A 19,379-nucleotide genomic window follows, 5' to 3' on the forward strand; every position below is an offset into this window, starting at 1 on the left:
CGCAATAAAACTCATAATTTCTTTCGAACATCTGAATTATTCCTTGTATTTTTGCATCCGGATTGAGACAGAAACGAATATAGAATGAAGAGGAAACTCATATACTTGCTCTTGGCGTTGCTTATAGTCGGGTTTGCCCGCGCAGCCAGCTTCAAGTCGGACAGCATACGGTTCAGCTTGCTTACCTGTGCGCCGGGAAGCGAAATTTATGCGCACTTCGGGCATACGGCTATCCGGTACGAGAACTACACGAGGAAGATTGACCTGGTATTCAATTACGGGATGTTCAATTTCCGTGAGCCGCATTTCGTGTGGCGTTTCGTGAAAGGAGAGACCGATTATCAGCTAGGTATTACACCTTATATATATTTTAGGGCTGAATATGCCATGCGTGGCTCTTCGGTGTATCAGCAAGTGCTGAACCTGACACAGGAGGAAAAGTTGAGGCTTCTGGGATTGCTCGAAGAGAATTACCGTCCTGAGAATCGGGTGTACCGGTATAATTATTTTTATGATAACTGTACCACCCGTGCCCGCGACCAGATAGAGAAAGCTATCGAAGGAAAAGTGGTGTATGCCGATTCCATCGTCGGAAAGACATTCCGTAGCATCATTCACGAGTTTACCTCCGAAGCTCTGTGGGACGAATTCGGTATCGACCTTTGCTTGGGTGTGGAGGCGGACCGGGAGATAGGAAAACGCCTGCAGATGTTTGCTCCTTTCTATATGTTGCATTATGCGGATAGTGCTTATATTGTGTCGTCCGCCGGAGTGAAGCGTCCGTTGGTGTCCGAAAAGACAACTATCGTCAATGTCGATCCTGAACCAGTGGAACCAGGTTTTCCTTTATCTCCGGTGGCGTGTGGTATCTTGTTCCTCATTGTTTGCATCGTGATGGGATGGGTACAATGGAAGCATCGGTGTGTGTGGTGGGGATGGGACGTAGTGTTGCTCTTGCTGCAGGGGCTGGCAGGGTGTATCGTCGCTTTCCTGTTTTTCTTCTCTACCCACCCCACGGTAGGCTCGAACTGGTTGCTCTGGTTGTTCAATCCGGTGCCGTTGTTCTACCTTCCATTCCTCGTTTTTCATGAGAAAAAAGGGCTGAAAGACCCTTATCATGTCATAAATATCGTGTATTTAACATTATTTATGGTGATTATCCCGATTTGTGGGCAAGAATTTAATTTAACAGTATTACCTTTGGCACTCGGTTTGCTGGTGAACTCCGTGAGCCGTATATTAGTTTGGAACAAAAAGTAATGAAAGAACGCATACTGACATCTTTAATCACCGTGATTGTACTGACCGGGCTGCAGGCACAGACCGCGTCACCCGTACCCCGTCTGGTAGTTGGCCTTACCATCGACCAGCTCCGTTCGGATTACATCGAGGCATTCTCTGCCTTGTATGGCGAGAAAGGCTTCAAACGGCTGATGAAAGAAGGGCGGGTGTATTGTAATGCGGAATACGACTTTATCAATATCGACCGCTCGTCGGCAGTGGCATCGGTTTACACGGGCACTACACCTTATTATAATGGCATTGTGGGCAACCGCTGGATGGACCGTAATACACTCCGGATGGTAAAGTGTGTAGACGATCCTGCCTATATGGGCATTTATACCTCCGAAAGCACTTCGCCCCAGCACTTGTTGGTATCTACCTTGTCGGATGAGCTGATGGTGGCATCGAACGGGGCTGCCGAAGTATATTCTATTGCTCCTACACGCGAAATGGCGATTCTTTCCGCCGGACATGCAGCAAAGTGTGCGCTTTGGCTGAATGATGAAACAGGTAAGTGGTGTGGTTCTACTTACTATGGTACGTTTCCCGACTGGGTGACTACCTATAATGACCAGGAAGGGCTTGATTTCCGTATCGGTAGTTTGACATGGGGACCTTATTTGCCAGTCACTTCGTACCGTTATGTGACATCTACCGCCAAGCAACTGACTTTCAAACACGATTTTTCGGATGAGCGGTCGGAAAAATACAGGAAGTTCAAGACCAGTCCGTATGTGAATGATGAGGTGAACCGTTTGGTAGATGCATGTCTGCTTCATACTCAGGTGGGAAAAGACAATATTCCCGACCTGCTCACCCTTTCGTATTATGCGGGCAACTATGCGCACAAGCCGAATACGGAATATGCAATGGAAATTCAGGATATGTATGTGCGCCTGGATCATTCCATCGGCGAATTGCTGGAACTGATAGACCGCAGGGTAGGGCTTGCCAATACGCTGTTCTTCATAACTTCGACGGGGTATGCGGATTCGGAACCTAAAGACCCTGAGCAATATCGTATCCCCAGCGGTGAATTTCACATCGAGCGTTGTGCCGCTTTGCTGAACATGTATTTGATGGCGATATACGGTCCCGGGCAATACGTGGAGACGTATTACGACCGTCAAATCTACTTGAACCATAAACTGATAGAAGACCGCAAGCTGAACCTGACGGAGATACTGAACTGTGCTTCTGATTTTATTGTGCAGATGAGTGGCGTGCGTACGGCATATTCTTCACAACGCCTGTTGTTGGGAGCATGGACTCCGCGTATCGATAAAATCCGCAATACATTCAATCCGAATTGTTCGGGAGATATTTACGTGGAGGTGATGCCCGGCTGGTCGGTTATCGATGAGGTTTCACATTCTACTCATGTAGTGCGGGATACGTATGCATCGGTTCCGCTTATTTTCATTGGTAACAACATCAAGCCGGAAATTCTGTATACTCCGGTAAAAGTAGCTACAATAGCTCCTACGGTAGCTCACTTCATGCGCATTCGGGCGCCTAATGCTGCGATGTCAGCCCCTCTTACAGGCATTCGCAAGTAATTTTGTATCAAGAAGCTTTTCGGATACATGGCGAATTGCTTATCTTTGCAACCGAATTAACAAAATCATTTTTAATAGAAATAATAAAAACAACAACATAAAATGGGATTTAATGAATTTATAAGTAAGATTTTCGGAAACAAGGCTACTCGTGACATGAAAGAGATTCAGCCGTGGGTAAACAAGGTAAAGGAAGTATATCCGGAAATCCAGAAGTTGACGAACGATGAGTTGCGTGCCAAGACAGAAGAATTGAAAAAGTATATCAAGGATTCTGCAATTGCAGAGACTCAGAAGATTGCAGACTTGAAAGCAACTATCGAAGCAACAGACATCGAAAAACGTGAGCCGATTTTCAATCAGATAGACAAGCTGGAGAAAGACGTGCTCGACAAATACGAAAAGGCATTGAATGATGTGTTGCCTACAGCTTTTGCGATTGTAAAAGATACGGCACGTCGTTTCGCCGAGAATGAAGAAATCGAGGTCACAGCTACCGAAATGGACCGCAATCTGGCTGCACAAGGACGTGATTTCGTACGGATAGAAGGTGAAAAGGCTGTCTGGAAGAATCATTGGATAGCTGGTGGTAATGAGATTACCTGGAATATGGTGCATTATGATGTACAGCTTTTCGGTGGTGTGGTATTGCATCAAGGCAAGATTGCCGAAATGGCAACAGGTGAAGGTAAGACTCTGGTGGCTACGCTTCCGGTATTCCTCAATGCTTTGACCGGAAACGGTGTGCATGTCGTAACCGTAAATGATTACTTGGCTAAGCGTGACTCGGAATGGATGGGGCCGCTTTATATGTTCCATGGTTTGAGCGTGGATTGCATTGACAAGCATCAGCCCAACTCGGAAGCCCGCCGCCGTGCTTATATGGCAGACATTACATTTGGTACCAATAACGAATTCGGCTTCGATTATTTGCGTGACAATATGGCAGTAAGCCCCAAAGACTTGGTACAGCGTCAGCATAATTATGCCATTGTCGATGAGGTCGACTCGGTCTTGATTGACGATGCACGTACGCCGCTGATTATTTCCGGTCCGGTGCCCAAAGGTGACGAGCAATTGTTCGAAGTGCTTCGCCCGTTGGTGGAAAGACTGGTAGAAGCACAGCGTAAACTGGCTACTCAGTATCTGGCAGATGCCAAGCGTCTGATAGCTTCGGACAAGAAAGAAGATCAGGAAGCCGGTTTCCTTGCCTTGTTCCGTAGCCATAAGGCGTTGCCGAAGAACAAGCCACTTATTAAGTTCTTGAGCGAACCGGGTATCAAGGCAGGCATGCTGAAGACCGAAGAAATCTATATGGAGCAGAACAACAAGCGTATGCCCGAGGCGGTAGAACCTTTGTATTTCGTAATTGACGAAAAACTGAAGAGCGTAGACTTGACCGATAAGGGTATCGACTTGATTACCGGAAAATCTCAAGATCCTACATTGTTTGTGTTGCCCGATATTGCAGCCCAACTTTCGGAACTGGAAAATGCTCCCGGATTGAGCGATGAAGAAAAGCTTGCCAAAAAAGATGAATTCATGACGAACTATGCCATCAAGGCAGAACGTGTACATACCATCAACCAGTTGCTGAAGGCATACACGATGTTCGAAAAAGATACCGATTACGTAGTCATGGACGGTCAGGTGAAGATTGTTGACGAACAGACCGGCCGTATTATGGAAGGACGTCGCTGGAGCGATGGCTTGCATCAGGCTGTAGAAGCCAAAGAAGGAGTGAAGGTGGAAGCTGCTACCCAGACTTTTGCAACGATTACACTCCAGAATTATTTCCGTATGTATCACAAGCTGGCAGGTATGACCGGTACAGCAGAAACCGAAGCGGGTGAATTCTGGGACATCTACAAACTGGATGTGGTAGTAATCCCGACCAACCGTCCGATTGCCCGTATTGATATGAATGACCGGGTGTATAAGACCAAGCGTGAAAAGTACAAGGCTGTTATCGAAGAAATCGAGAAGATGGTGCAGGCAGGCCGTCCGGTATTGGTAGGTACTACTTCGGTCGAAATCTCGGAAATGCTGAGCAAGATGCTTACCCTTCGTAAGATTCCTCACAACGTATTGAATGCGAAATTGCATCAGAAGGAAGCGGAAATTGTTGCAAAGGCAGGACAGAGCAGTACGGTGACCATTGCCACCAATATGGCAGGACGTGGTACCGATATCAAGCTGAGTCCGGAAGTGAAGGCGGCAGGCGGTTTGGCTATCATTGGTACAGAACGTCATGAATCACGTCGTGTAGACCGTCAGTTGCGTGGTCGTGCCGGACGTCAGGGAGACCCGGGTTCTTCTGTATTCTTCGTATCGTTGGAAGACGACCTGATGCGTCTGTTTGCTTCCGACCGTCTGGCTCATTGGATGGATAAGATGGGCTTTAAAGAAGGCGAGATGATAGAGCATAGCATGATATCGAAATCTATCGAACGTGCCCAGAAGAAGGTAGAAGAGAATAACTTCGGTATTCGTAAGCGTTTGTTGGAATACGATGATGTGATGAACAAGCAGCGTACCGTGGTTTATACGAAACGCCGTCACGCTTTGATGGGCGAACGTATCGGTATGGATATCGCAGATATGATTTGGGATCGTTGCTACAATGCAGTAGCTCAGCCGGCCTACGAAGATGCCAAGATGGAAATTCTTCAGACACTGGCAATGGAAACTCCGTTTACCAGCGATGATTTCCGCAACAAGAGCAAAGACGAACTTGCCGAACAGACTTTCCAAAGTGCGATGGACCTGTTCCGGCGCAAGACCGAACGTATGGCACAGATTGCCAATCCGGTAATCAAACAAGTGTATGAGAACCAGGGACAGGTTTATCAGAACATTTTGATTCCGATAACCGACGGTAAGCGTATGTATAACATTTCGGTGAATCTGAAAGAAGCTTACGAAACCGAAGGAAAGGCTATTGTCAAGGCTTTCGAAAAAGCGATATTATTACACGTGATTGATGATGCCTGGAAAGAGAATCTCCGTGAACTGGACGAATTGAAACATTCGGTACAGAATGCAAGCTATGAGCAAAAAGATCCGTTGTTGATTTTCAAACTCGAATCAGTCAATTTGTTTGATGCTATGGTGAACAAAATCAATAACAATACCATATCTGTATTGATGCGCGGACAGATTCCAGTACAAGAACCTCAGCAAGTGCGTCAGGCTGCTCCCGAACCTCAGCAACCCCGTCAGCAATACCGTGAGGAAAAGCAGGACTTGAATGATCCCGACCAACAGGAAGCTGCTGGAAAAGATACACGTGATGCTAAAAAAGAACCTTATCGTGCCGAAAAGACGGTAGGACGCAATGACCCTTGCCCTTGTGGAAGTGGTTTGAAATATAAGAACTGCCACGGACGGAACTTGTAAGTATTTCTATTGACATAATAACTTAAACATGCATTGCCGTAAAGATACGAAAGAGGATTGTTCCTCTTCGCATCTTTGCGGCAATGTTTTTTTAAAGGTCTGGCGGTTGTGTGTAGGTTTGTTGGGAAAATAGACACCTGTGGACCACTTGTACGGGTACTTGTGTGGTTTTGTGTTCAAAAATCCCTTTTTTCTTGTTGGGGCGAATGATAATTTTCTTTAAGTTTGCACATCATTATCATTTGATACCGTGAAGACATGAAAAGGATAGTATTGTTACTTGTGGGTTGGCTGGGAATATGCACTGCAGTTTTAGGGGGAGTTGATGTACGTTCGGAGCGATTGACCGTTGCTGAAGGTCTGGCGAATAATTCAGTACGTTGTATTTATCAGGATGGGAAAGGATTTATCTGGTTTGGTACGCTTGACGGACTTAACCGGTATGACGGTTTGTCTTTTCTGACATTCTTGCCTGAAAAGGAGATGAAGATTTCGCTTGCCGACCATCGTGTATACCGTTTGGCTGAAGATAAAAACGGCTTCTTATGGATACGTCATACCAACTCGTTATATAGTTGTTACGATTTGCGCAAAGGACAGGTAGTTGATTTTACCGGGTGTGGAGAATATTTGGATTCATACAGTTCTATTTATATTCCAGAGAAAGCAGACGAAGATGTTTGGCTATGGGGCACTCAGGACGGATGCCGTAGGGTTGTCTGTAAAGGAGGGTCATTGACTTCAGAATCTTTTAAGAAAGGTAAAGGTTTGGCATCGGATGATGTGAATCAGATTTACCCGGATGGAAAGGGAGGTGTATGGATTGCTACTGCTCACGGTTTATACCATTGGCTGGACGGAAAATTACTGACTATCGATTCTCGTTTGAATATCCGGTATATTTACCGGTATGAGGGAAAGGCATACTTTTTTGCTTCCGATGGTTCTATGTATGGGACAGATGCGGCAGGACAGATAAAACAGCTGGATCAGCTTGCCGTACATAAGTCTCTTCGTTTCAATGGTCAGGTATATTACCGTGATGAGTGGATGATTTATACATCGGCTGGTAATTTTTGTTTTAATTTCCGTCAAGGATGTTACGTAAAACCCAATCCCATGTTGGATATACGCAATGTGCAGATTCAGCAAGATAACAAGCATGATTTCTGGATTTATAACAATTCCGGGAAATTGCGCTATCTGCAGGTAGAAAGTGGGAAAGTATTGGAATTCCAGCTTATGACGAAAGAGGATTTGGATTACATTGATGAGGAACGTTATTCGATTGTACATGATTCGCGTGGCCTTTTATGGATTGCTACATACGGGAATGGTTTGTATGTATATGATTTGCAGCATGATGAGATGCAACATTTTACAACAGGTGAAAAGGATAACGGAGTTATAAGTTCTGATTATCTGCTATGTCTGATGGAAGACCGGTTGGGTAACATGTGGGTCAGTTCGGAGTTTACCGGGGTGGATAAATTGAACATAGTCAATACAGATGTAGCCAGGGTATATCCCAATGGAGAAGAGAAAATAAACCGTTCCAATGCTGTACGGTTTGTTTCTTGTCTCGATGGTTCCGATATCTATTTGGCAACACGTACAGGAGATGTGGTCGTTTATGATACTTTGCTGGCAGTAAAGAATGTATTGAAAGCCAATACCAATGTATATGCCATAGCCGAAGACAGGGAGGGCACGAAATGGTATGGCACGCGTGGAAAGGGAATCATTGTCGGTGAAGAGCGTTATATGCACCAACGGGACGATTCGACTTCACTCTCTTCCAATCAGATTTATAACTTGATGTGCGACAGTCGTGGAAGGATGTGGGTCGCTACTTTTGGAGGAGGATTGAATCTTGCTGTACGTAAAGAGGGGAAATACCAATTTCGCCGTTTTTTCCAGTCGGAGGCACAAAACCGGGTACGTATTTTGTGTGAAGACCGTGGAGGATGGATATGGATGGGGACAGACAAGGGTATCTATGTATTTCAGCCAGACGAGCTGATACGTAATCCGAATGCTTATTATCATTATGCATTGGAGAATGGCAGTCTGTACAGTAATGAGATACGGAGCATTGTTCTTGATTCGGAAGGATATGTCTGGATAGCTGAGACCGGAGCCGGATTTTCATATTGTGCGCCGGGTCAGGATTATGCCCGTTTGAAATTTGTGCATTGTGGAGTGACCGATGGTCTGGTAAACAATATGGTGCAGGATTTCGTAGAAGACCAGCAAGGCAATATGTGGATTTCTACAGAATACGGCATTTCCTGTTTCGACCGGCAGACGGGGATTTTTGAAAATCATTTCTTTTCTTCGAATGTATTGGGGAATATCTATTGTGAGAATTGCGGTATCCGTTTGCCTGACGGGCGGCTTGCTTTCGGCACGAACTATGGATTGAGTGTCATCAATCCGATATTGGTGTCTGAAGCCGGAAATGAAAGTGTCGTGACATTTACCGATTTGAAACTGAACGGAGTATCTGTACGTCCCGGTGATGATTCCTCTCCGCTGGAATTGGCTTTGCCTTATCTGTCCGAAATCAGGTTGGATTATAATCAGAATTCTTTTGTTGTCAATTTTTCTACCTTGGATTATGTACGGCCGGGCATACAAAAGTTCTGCTATATGTTGGAAGGATATGAAAAGGAATGGAGTATTCCTTCGCCATTAAATTTCGCAGCATATAAAAACCTTCGTCCCGGAACATATCGTTTGCATGTCAAGGCTAGCAATTCGCTGGGAGTGTGGAATGAAAAAGAATCGGTATTGAAGATTGTTGTAGTTCCTCCGTTTTGGCGTACAATATGGGCATACCTGATTTATATCCTTCTGTTGGGAGGGGCGTTGTATTTGACATATCGCATTTTGGCAAGGATGAATGCCTTGCGTAATCAGATTAAGGTGGAAGAGCAGCTGACAGAATACAAGCTGGTGTTCTTTACCAATATATCGCACGAGTTTCGTACACCGCTTACACTGATACAAAATGCGTTGGAGAAAATACATCTGTCTGGGAAGCTTCCCAAGGAGATAGCTTCTTCGGTACGGGTTATGGACAAGAGTACGATGCGTCTGTTACGGCTTATCAACCAACTCTTGGAGTTCCGGCGGATGCAGAACAACAAGCTCACTCTTTCATTGGAAAAAATAGATGTCATGGATTTCTTGCACGACTTGACTTTGAATTTTAAGGAAATGGCAGAATCCAAACGCATGAAATTCTGTTTCGAACCTTCGACGGACCATTATAATATGTATGTCGACAAGGAGAAGCTGGACAAAGTAGTTTATAATCTGTTGTCTAATGCCTTCAAATATACTCCTTCCGGTGGGACAATTATCCTGACGGCAAAGGTAGATGAGGCTGGCAACCGATTTATAGTCCAGGTGTCAGATACCGGAGTGGGTATACCGAAAGAAAAGCGTGAAGAACTGTTCAAACGTTTTGCCAAGAATCGTATCTCTGGAAGCAGTATGGGAATCGGTCTGCATCTGACTCATGAATTGGTCGTTGTTCACAAAGGGACAATCACTTATCGGGAGAATGCAGGGGGAAAGGGTTCGGTTTTCATCGTTTCTTTGCCATCGGATGCATCGGCATACGATGAAAAAGATTTCTTGATTCCTGATAACGTGATTTTGCGGGAAGAAGAAAAGACGGAGAAACAGCAGACGGAATTATTCTTGGAAAATGCTTCCGATGCATCAAAAGAAGGCTGCGGGGAAAAGGATGTTGAGATACCTGTTCCGCTGAATAAGCGTAAAGTACTGATTATCGAAGACGATACCGATGTGCGTGAATATTTGAAACGGGAGTTGAGTACTTATTTTGAAGTGGATGCTGAAGAAGATGGCATATCGGGGCTGAAGAAAGCTTTAGAATATGATGCAGACCTGATTATCAGTGATGTGATGATGCCTGGCTATTCTGGTTTCGAAGTGACAAGACGGTTGAAAGACAATTTCGAAACCAGTCATATACCCGTTATCTTGCTGACAGCATTAGGTACCGATGATAAGCATGTAGAAGGTATCGATTGCGGGGCAGATGCTTATATTACAAAACCATTTAGTCTGAAACTGCTGTTGGTAAGAGCCTTCCGTCTTATCGAACAGCGCGACAAGTTGCGCAAAAAGTTCTCGAACGACCCGACGATGCTTGGTTCGGCACTTTGCCGTACCGATAAAGACAAATTGTTTACCGAGCGTCTGACATTGATTGTAGAAAAACACATGGAGAACCCTCAATTGTCGGTAGACGACCTGGCGACAATGATGGGGGTAGGACGGTCGGTTTTCTACCGGAAAGTACGTGGCATAACCGGCTATTCGCCTAATGAATACTTGCGTGTCATGCGTATGAAGAAAGCGGCCGATTTGCTGGCACAGTCCGATGAGTTTACCATTGCCGAAGTGGCTCGTCAGGTAGGCATAAACGACCCGTTCTATTTCAGTAAATGCTTTAAGACCCAATTTGGTATCACTCCTTCTGCTTATCAGAAGAGTGGGGGAGTGCTTCCGGGTAATGGTGATGCTGACAGAGAAGAAAATGCCTCCAAATAGGTTCATCAAATGTTGTTTTAAACGAAATATATTCTATGGTGGTTTTTATGTATGGAACTGCCATAGAATATAACGGTGTGCAATTGTGCTTTTTAATGGAATACACACAGTTGGTGTTACTCCTCTGTTTCCAGTGTCACACAGGATTGCCAATCCGCTTCTTCAATTACGCTGGCTTCCACATCCGGCATGACAAGCAAGCTTTGTTCTCTCCGCCATATAGCTGCATCGCCTGTAAGATTATTAATCTTCACGTCGAAAGATTATTAATCTTACAGCCTGAAGATTAATAATCTTACAAGCAAGGCAGGCATGTGGCTTGGATTATCGGGCTAAGCTGATGTTCTGGCTTGGCTTGGAAAAGCAACTGATGGACATAAGATATACGTCCCTGCATCGTAGGACGTATACCCTCGGTATGGAGGATATAAAATCAAAGATCAATCAGAAATGAATTCTTTTGTCTTGATATATGTCATGCTTTATCGTGTACGAATTTCTAGGCATTAAGTACAAAAATCCATAGGCAGAACTGATTTTATCCCTAATTTAGCGACGCATAATTTAACCGAACATTGATATCATGAAAATGAAGCGTTTTATTGTAGGCATCGTGTTGTTTGCCGTGGCAATGGGGATACAGGCAAGCGAACGGAAGAAGTATAATTTCAACAGCGACTGGCTGCTGAAGATTGGAGATATGGAACGGGCAGAGTCGCCCAAGTATGCGGATGGAGATTGGGAGAAGGTGACGCTTCCCCATGCGTTCAATGAAGACGAGGCTTTCCGCGTAAATATAAAAGACTTGACCGATACCATCGTGTGGTACCGCAAGCATTTCCGCCTTCCGGCAGAGGCAAAAGGGAGGAAGGTGTTTATCGAGTTTGAAGGGGCACGCCAGGGCATCGACCTGTATGTGAACGGGAAGCTGGTGGGACAGCACGAGAACGGGGTGATGGCTTTCGGATTCGATCTGACACCTTATATTCATTCGGGAGAAAATGTGATTGCCGCCCGTATTGACAACGACTGGGATTATGCGGAGCGGTCTACGGGCGTGAAGTACCAGTGGAGCGACCGCAATTTCAATGCCAACTACGGCGGTCTGCCCAAGAACGTATGGCTACACGTGACCGGCAAGGTTTATCAGACCCTTCCGCTTTATAGCAATCTGAAAACGACAGGAGTGTATGTCTATGCCGAAGATATCCGGGTACAATCGCGCAAAGCCGTTGTGCATGCCGAGTCGGAAGTGAAGAACGAGACAAAGAAGGCGCAGACGGTAGGTTATGAGGTAGAGCTGCTGGACCGTGACGGCAAGCTGGTGAAGCGTTTTTCGGGTAAAGAGCAGACGGTTCCGGCAGGCGGCACAGCAATATTGTCTGCTGAGGCGGAAGTGGGCGGACTGCACTTCTGGAGTTGGGGATACGGATATCTGTATACCGTGAAGACCGCTTTGGTAATTGATGGGAAGAAAACCGACGAGGTGGTGACGCGTATCGGATTCCGCAAGACCCGTTTTGCCGAAGGCAAGGTGTGGCTGAACGACCGGGTGATTCAGTTGAAAGGCTTTGCCCAGCGTACCAGCAACGAATGGCCTGCCGTGGGCATGTCGGTTCCGGCATGGCTGAGCGACTATAGCAACGGGCTGATGGTGGAAGGCAATGCCAACCTGGTGCGCTGGATGCATGTTACGCCCTGGAAACAGGACGTAGAGTCGTGCGACCGTGTGGGGCTGATTCAGGCAATGCCGGCAGGTGACGCTGAAAAAGACTGTACAGGCGTGCGTTGGGAACAGCGCAAGGCTGTGATGCGTGATGCCATTATTTATAACCGCAACAATCCGAGCATTCTTTTCTACGAGTGCGGCAACGAGTCCATCAGCCGTGAGCACATGCTCGAAATGAAAGCCATACGTGACCGGTACGATTATCATGGAGGCCGTGCCATCGGTTCGCGCGAGATGCTGGATATCCGTGATGCGGAATACGGGGGCGAAATGCTTTACATCAACAAGAGTGCGCACCATCCGATGTGGGCGATGGAGTATTGCCGCGACGAGGGATTGCGTAAGTATTGGGACAATTATTCGTATCCGTTCCATAAAGACGGTGAAGGGAATACGGCATATCATTCGGCTGCTACGGGCAAGACCCAGAAGCATGCCGATGCCAGTGTGTATAACCGCAACCAGGATTCGTTTGCTGTAGAGAATGTCATCCGCTGGTTCGATTATTGGCGCGAGCGTCCGGGGACGGGGCGGCGTGTCAGCTCAGGCGGTGCGAAAATCATCTTTTCGGATACGAATACCCATTTCCGCGGGGTGGAAAACTATCGCCGGAGCGGAGATACCGACCCGATGCGCATCCCGAAAGACTCGTACTATGCCCATCAGGTGATGTGGGACGGCTGGGTAGATACGGAACAGCCCCGTATCCATATCGTAGGGCACTGGAACTATGATGCCGGTACGGTAAAGCCGGTATATGTCGTTTCGAATACAGACAGTGTCGCCTTGCTGGTCAATGGAAAAGCGGTGGAAGGCGTTCACCGTGACTATCATTTCCTGTTTACCGCCGACAGTGTGGCTTTCGAGGCAGGAACCCTGGAGGCTATTGGATATAATGAAGGCAAGGAAGCGGTGCGTACCCGTCTGGAAACAGCAGGCGAACCGGCTGCAATCAAGCTGGCCGCCATTCAGAACCCGGACGGCTGGAAAGCCGATGGTGCCGATTTGGCTTTGGTGCAAGTGGAGGTGGTCGATGCACAGGGGCGCCGTTGCCCCTTGGCAAATGACTTGATTCATTTCACCTTGGATGGACCTGCCGAATGGCGTGGAGGCATTGCGCAGGGACCGGACAATTATATCTTGTCGGAAGATTTGCCGGTGGAGTGTGGCGTGAACCGTGTGCTGTTGCGTTCGCACACCCGGTCCGGACGAATCGTGCTGAAAGCCGAAGCCAAGGGATTGCAGCCTGCCGAACTGGTATTATCAACTGAAAGCATAGAAGTGGAAAATGGGTTGAGCACATATATACCGGGAGATTGTCTGGCAGGCAGGCTTACCCGTGGCGAAACGCCGGATACGCCTTCTTATCGTGACCGTGCTGTAGATGTGGCGGTTCTCTCTGCCCGGGCAGGAGCTCATACCGAAAAGGCAGGCAACAGTTTCGATGACAACGAATTGAGCGAGTGGCGGAATGACGGGAAAGCTTCTACCGCCTGGATTACTTACCGGTTGGAACGCATTGCGCGGATAGATGAAGTCTGCCTCAAGCTGACGGGCTGGCGCATGCGCAGCTATCCGTTGGAAATCTATGCCGGAGACACGTTGGTATGGAGCGGCGAAACCGATAAGAGCCTGGGTTATGTGCATCTGAATGTGAAGCCAGTGCCGGCTTCGGAGATAACCATCCGCCTGAAAGGCAGCAGTAAGGAAGACGATGCATTCGGCCAGATAGTCGAGGTTGCCGCACCGGTGGCGAACGAACTGGATTTGTTCAAGGCAAAGGGCGGTGCCGAGACCGGACACGAGCTTCGGATAGTGGAAATAGAATTTAAAGAACATCTGAACCGTTAAAGGACATAGCTCCTCTGGAGAAGATTATCCTCTTCAGAGAAGCTGTATATTTTTGTTAGGTAGGTTTTTATGAATAAAAGCGTATGAAGAAATTAGTATTGGCAGGGATGGCGGTATGCATGGCGTGGATAGCCTATGCGCAGCCTGCAGGCGAAGTGTCCGGACTGGACAAGAAGCTGTTTGACAAGTATTGGAAAGTAGAGTCGGAATCTCCGGATTATGAAGTTTCATTTTCGGGAGATACATGTGAAATTCTTTCGCCTAAAGGATTGACTTTATGGCGGAAAGAGAAGATGAGTGGAAATGTCGTAATCGAATATGATGCTTGTGTGGTGGACGAGGGGAAGCCGGGTGACCGTTTGAGTGACCTGAATTGTTTTTGGATGGCATCCGATCCGCAGGCAAAAGATATCTGGCAGCGTATGGACTGGCGTCAAGGGGAGTTCTTGAAGTGTTATTCGCTACAGCTTTATTACCTGGGCTATGGAGGCAATTACAATTCTACAACCCGTTTCCGACGGTACGATGGCAATCAGGCTGGGGTGAGCGATGCAGCCCAACGTCCGGGCATCCTGAAAGAATATACCGACCAGGCACATTTATTGAAAGCCAATAAATGGTACCATATCAGGCTCGTTAATAAAGGAAACCGGGTGCAATATTATATTGACGGAGAACGGTTGGTGGATTTTAACGATCCCCGTCCGTTGGCTGAAGGATGGTTTGGATTCCGTACAACTCTGTCACGGACCCGGATTACGAATTTCCGTTATTCTTACCAGTCGGCGCAGGAAACGGCACGGCTTCATTGGGTAGGTGATGTGCCTTCTCAAGCCAGTAGCGTCAGTTGGGGTGTACCTTTCCGCCAAGGGGAAGTGCAGCCCGGCACAACCTTGCGTTTACAGACCGATGATGGTAAGACAATTGCTTCCGATGTATGGACTACAGCCTATTGGCCCGATGGTTCGGTAAAGTGGGCGGGTATGGCAGCAGTAGTTCCGGGCAATACTTCCGGCTTGCAGGTAGTTCCGGTTTCTTCCAAAGAGGCAGATGCATCGGATACAGCTTTGCAGGTAGAAGAGAGTGTTCACGGAGTGAAGGTGTCTACAGGAGTTATTACCGCTTATATACCACGTTCGGGTGCTTTTTTTATTGACAGCTTATTTTATGGCAAGGTGAAAGTAGGCGGAAAGGCAGACTTGATAGCATCGGTACAAGATAAGCCTTCAGGAGAAGACTCGGACGAATTTCATGTCTATCGGTTCGCTACCAAACTTTGTCGGACGATGGTAGAACGGGTAGGCAATGTCCGTGCTACCATTAAGTTGGAAGGAATGCTTCGGAATGAAGAACGGGAATGGTTGCCTTTCGTTTTGCGCCTGTATTTCTATGCAGGTAGCGAGCAGATACGCATGGTACACTCTTTTGTATTCGATGGAGACCAAGATAAGGATTTTATCCGTTCGCTGGGTGTGCGTTTCAGTGTGCCCATGCGTGAAGAGCTATACAACCGTCACATTGCTTTTGCCTGTGCCGATGGGGGAGTATGGTCGGAGCCGGTACAGCCTTTGGTAGGAAGAAGGGTATTGACTTTGGCAGGTAATGATACGTTGCAACAACAGCAGATGGAGGGCAAGCGGATTCCTGCTTATGAAGAGTTTGATGAAAAAAACCGTACCTTGATAGACCATTGGGCGGCATGGGATAATTACCGTTTGTCTCAACTCAGTGACAATGCTTTTTCTATCCGCAAAAGGGCATTGGCAGACCGTCCGTGGATAGGCACCTTTACTGGTACACGTGCAGAGGGATATGCTTTTGCTGGTGATGTTAGCGGAGGACTTGGTGTATGCCTGCAAGATTTCTGGCAGGCTTATCCGGCTTCGCTAGAAGTACAGCATGCCCGTTCTTCCGAGGCATCGCTGATAGCATGGTTGTGGAGTCCGGAAGCCGAAGCCATGGACTTGCGGCATTACGATAAGGTGGCACATGATTTGAACGCCAGTTATGAAGATGTACAGGAGGGGATGAGTACTCCTTACGGCATAGCCCGTACGCATACGCTTACACTGGTTCTGCAACCGGCTTATCCGGGAAAGAAGGGCATAGCTGACAAGGCACATCTGTTGGCACAAGCTGCTCCGTTGCTTTGTACGCCAGAATATCTGCACGCTTGCCGGGCTTTCGGTATTTGGTCGTTGCCTGACAGGAGCACGCCAGCACGCAGCATGGTAGAAGACCGCCTGGAGTCTTATCTTCGTTTTTATCACCATGCCATCGAGCAGCACAAATGGTATGGCTTCTGGAATTATGGCGACTTTATGCATGCTTATGATGCGGTCCGCCATACGTGGCGTTACGATGTGGGCGGTTTTGCATGGGATAATACCGAATTGGCCTCCAATATGTGGTTGTGGTATAGTTTCCTGCGTACAGGCAAGTATGATATATGGAAGATGGCTGAGGCAATGACTCGTCATACAACCGAAGTGGATGTGTATCACATCGGTCCGAATGCTGGATTGGGAAGCCGTCATAATGTCAGCCATTGGGGATGTGGAGCCAAAGAAGCACGTATTAGCCAGGCTGCATGGAACCGTTTTTATTATTATCTGACAACCGATGAACGGAGCGGTGATCTGATGAGTGAAGTAAAAGATACCGAGCAGAAACTTTATACTCTCGACCCAATGCGGTTGGCTGAGCCGCGCAGCAAGTTCCCTTGTTCGGCTCCGGCACGTTTGCGCATTGGTCCCGACTGGCTTGCTTATGCAGGCAATTGGATGACAGAGTGGGAACGGACCCGTAACGTGGCCTATCGGGATAAGATTGTGACGGGTATGAAAAGCATTGCTTCGCTCCCTAACGGTATGTTTACCGGTAACAAAGCATTGGGCTTCGACCCCGCTACCGGAGTTATTACGTACGAAGGAGACCCGACGCTGAAAAACACCAATCACTTGATGACCATTATGGGAGGTTTCGAAATTATGAACGAGATGCAGGACATGATTGAGATACCTGAGTTTAACCGGGTATGGCTGGAGCATGCGCGCGACTTTAAGCAGTATAATCATTTCCGTATTTGCCGGCTGACAGCATACGCTGCCTGGCACCTGTATGACCCGAAGCTGGCTGCTGAGGCATGGGAAGACCTGTGGAGCAGGAAGAAACAAAAGCTTTCCCCAGTGCTGGAAATCAAGAGAGTGGCACCTCCCGAAGCTCCTGTTCCGCTGGATGAAGATACCTCCATCAGTACCAACGATGCAGCTTCGTGGAGCCTGGATGCTATTTATATGCAGGAGGTGATTCCGCAATAACTAAGAAACTGTTCACATAAATTCAAAACAGTTTCTGAGAGATACAAGGTGTCCCAGTTTCTGAAACCGATACAAAAAATATTGGCTTCTGACTTCCAGTCCGCCTGGCGGGCGATAATGTCTCTAACTCTTTTTTAACTCCAGATTGGCATAAATAAACAATAAATGCATTATGAAAAAAAGAAACTTGATTTTGACTTGTCTGTGTGCCTTACCCTTTGTGGCGGTGATGGCTACAGAGCGTATCTACGAAAGGGTGCCGGTGGAAGCACCTTTCCCGATGGATTCGGTCACGTTGTGTTCATTTCCCGAAAAAGATTTTGTGATAACGCGGTATGGGGCTGTAGAGGGAGGAGAGAAGATAAATACCCGTGCTATAGCAAAGGCAATAGAAGCATGTAACCGTGCCGGAGGGGGCAGGGTAGTAGTGCCTGAGGGGGAATGGCTGACAGGTCCTATTCATTTAAAAAGTAATGTCAACCTGCATTTGCAGGAAGGTGCGGTATTGCGTTTTAGTGACAATCCAGCCGATTATCTTCCGGCGGTGATGACTTCGTGGGAAGGGCTGGAGTGTTATAATTATTCTCCCTTGGTATATGCTTTCGGGTGTGAAAATGTAGCTATTACGGGGAGCGGTACACTGGCACCCAAGATGGATACGTGGCGGGTATGGTTCAAGCGTCCGCAGGCTCACCTGCATGCATTGGCACAGCTGTATTCCATGGGCTCTACGGATGTACCGGTAGAGCAACGTCAAATGGCACAGGGTGAAAATAACCTGCGTCCGCACCTGATTCATTTCAACCGTTGTAACCATGTGTTGCTGGACGGGTTCAAGATCCGGCAAAGCCCATTCTGGACCATTCACCTGTATCTGTGCAACAGCGGTGTGGTGCGTAACCTCGATGTTCAGGCACACGGACATAACAATGATGGTATCGACTTCGAGATGAGCCGTAATTTTCTGGTAGAACATTGTACCTTCGACCAGGGAGATGATGCCGTGGTCATCAAGTCGGGACGTAATCAGGATGCCTGGCGCCTGCATACTCCATGCGAGAATATTGTGGTCCGTCATTGTGCCATCCGCAAAGGGCATGTGCTGTTAGGTATCGGAAGCGAGATGTCGGGTGGAGTGCGGAATATTTACATGCACGATTGCACAGTGCCCGAAAAGGTGCTCAGGCTGTTCTTCTTGAAAACCAATCACCGCAGAGGAGGCTTTATTGAAAACATCTACCTGGAAAACATTGAGGCGGGCGATATGTTGCGTGCTTTCGAAATAGATACCGATGTGCTTTACCAGTGGAAAGACTTGGTGCCCACGTATGAGCGGAAGCTGACCCGTATACGGGGAATTTATATGAAAAACGTGCATTGCAAGTCGGCGGATGCCATCTACGAATTGAAAGGTGAGGCCGAAGAGCCTATCCGGGATGTCTTTATCGAGCAAGTAAAAGTAGACACCGTGCGCCAGTTCGTCAACCGGATACATCATGTGGAAGGATTGCACGAGAATGGTGTCTCTTACGATGTGTTGTTGCGGAAATAATTGAGCCTTGCCACGCAACTATATGCGTGGAGGTGTGATAATAGTTGCAGGGCATGGGGCATACAGGTGCGTCGGATGTTCGATTGATAATCTGA

8 protein-coding genes are annotated in these 19,379 nt (G+C 47.3%); 7 read left to right on the plus strand and 1 reads right to left on the minus strand.

Features of this window, described 5'->3' with window-relative positions; genetic code table 11:
- Window positions 1–84 precede the first annotated feature (84 nt).
- From B5F25_RS10355 to B5F25_RS10370, 4 genes are all read left to right on the plus strand, one after another.
- Window positions 85–1,260, plus strand: coding sequence for a DUF4105 domain-containing protein (locus B5F25_RS10355; RefSeq protein WP_087249428.1), 1,176 nt, complete (start codon window positions 85–87; stop codon window positions 1,258–1,260).
- A complete protein-coding gene (locus tag B5F25_RS10360; RefSeq protein WP_087249430.1) occupies window positions 1,260–2,843 on the plus strand; it encodes an alkaline phosphatase family protein in 1,584 nt (527 codons plus the stop codon). Before B5F25_RS10355 ends, B5F25_RS10360 begins: the two co-directional genes overlap by 1 nt.
- 102 nt (window positions 2,844–2,945) lie before the next feature.
- The gene (gene secA, locus B5F25_RS10365; RefSeq protein WP_087249432.1) at window positions 2,946–6,242 is read left to right on the plus strand and encodes a preprotein translocase subunit SecA; all 3,297 of its coding nucleotides are present in this window, start codon (window positions 2,946–2,948) and stop codon (window positions 6,240–6,242) included.
- A gap of 258 nt (window positions 6,243–6,500) precedes the next feature.
- Window positions 6,501–10,832, plus strand: a complete 4,332-nt coding sequence (locus B5F25_RS10370; protein ID WP_087249434.1) for a two-component regulator propeller domain-containing protein — start codon at window positions 6,501–6,503, stop codon at window positions 10,830–10,832.
- 116 nt (window positions 10,833–10,948) lie between these two features.
- On the opposite strand, the gene B5F25_RS21705 is transcribed toward B5F25_RS10370, so the two are convergent.
- Window positions 10,949–11,086 carry a hypothetical protein gene (locus B5F25_RS21705; protein ID WP_162614395.1) on the minus strand — a complete coding sequence of 46 codons (138 nt, stop codon included), beginning with the start codon at window positions 11,084–11,086 and terminating at the stop codon, window positions 10,949–10,951.
- 329 nt (window positions 11,087–11,415) lie between these two features.
- Here B5F25_RS21705 and B5F25_RS10375 point away from each other — a divergent pair, with 329 nt between their 5' ends.
- The 3 genes from B5F25_RS10375 (at window position 11,416) to B5F25_RS10385 (ending at window position 19,284) form a co-directional block, all read left to right on the plus strand.
- Window positions 11,416–14,412 carry a sugar-binding domain-containing protein gene (locus B5F25_RS10375; RefSeq protein WP_087249436.1) on the plus strand — a complete coding sequence of 999 codons (2,997 nt, stop codon included), beginning with the start codon at window positions 11,416–11,418 and terminating at the stop codon, window positions 14,410–14,412.
- Between the two features lie 83 nt (window positions 14,413–14,495).
- Window positions 14,496–17,732: a DUF6250 domain-containing protein gene (locus tag B5F25_RS10380; protein WP_087249438.1), complete on the plus strand. Its 3,237-nt coding sequence runs from the start codon at window positions 14,496–14,498 to the stop codon at window positions 17,730–17,732.
- Between the two features lie 229 nt (window positions 17,733–17,961).
- Window positions 17,962–19,284, plus strand: coding sequence for a glycoside hydrolase family 28 protein (locus tag B5F25_RS10385; protein WP_225226445.1), 1,323 nt, complete (start codon window positions 17,962–17,964; stop codon window positions 19,282–19,284).
- Window positions 19,285–19,379: the final 95 nt, after the last annotated feature.

Origin of the sequence: Bacteroides sp. An19 (genome assembly GCF_002160215.1) — a bacterium.
Taxonomy (GTDB): domain Bacteria; phylum Bacteroidota; class Bacteroidia; order Bacteroidales; family Bacteroidaceae; genus Phocaeicola; species Phocaeicola intestinalis.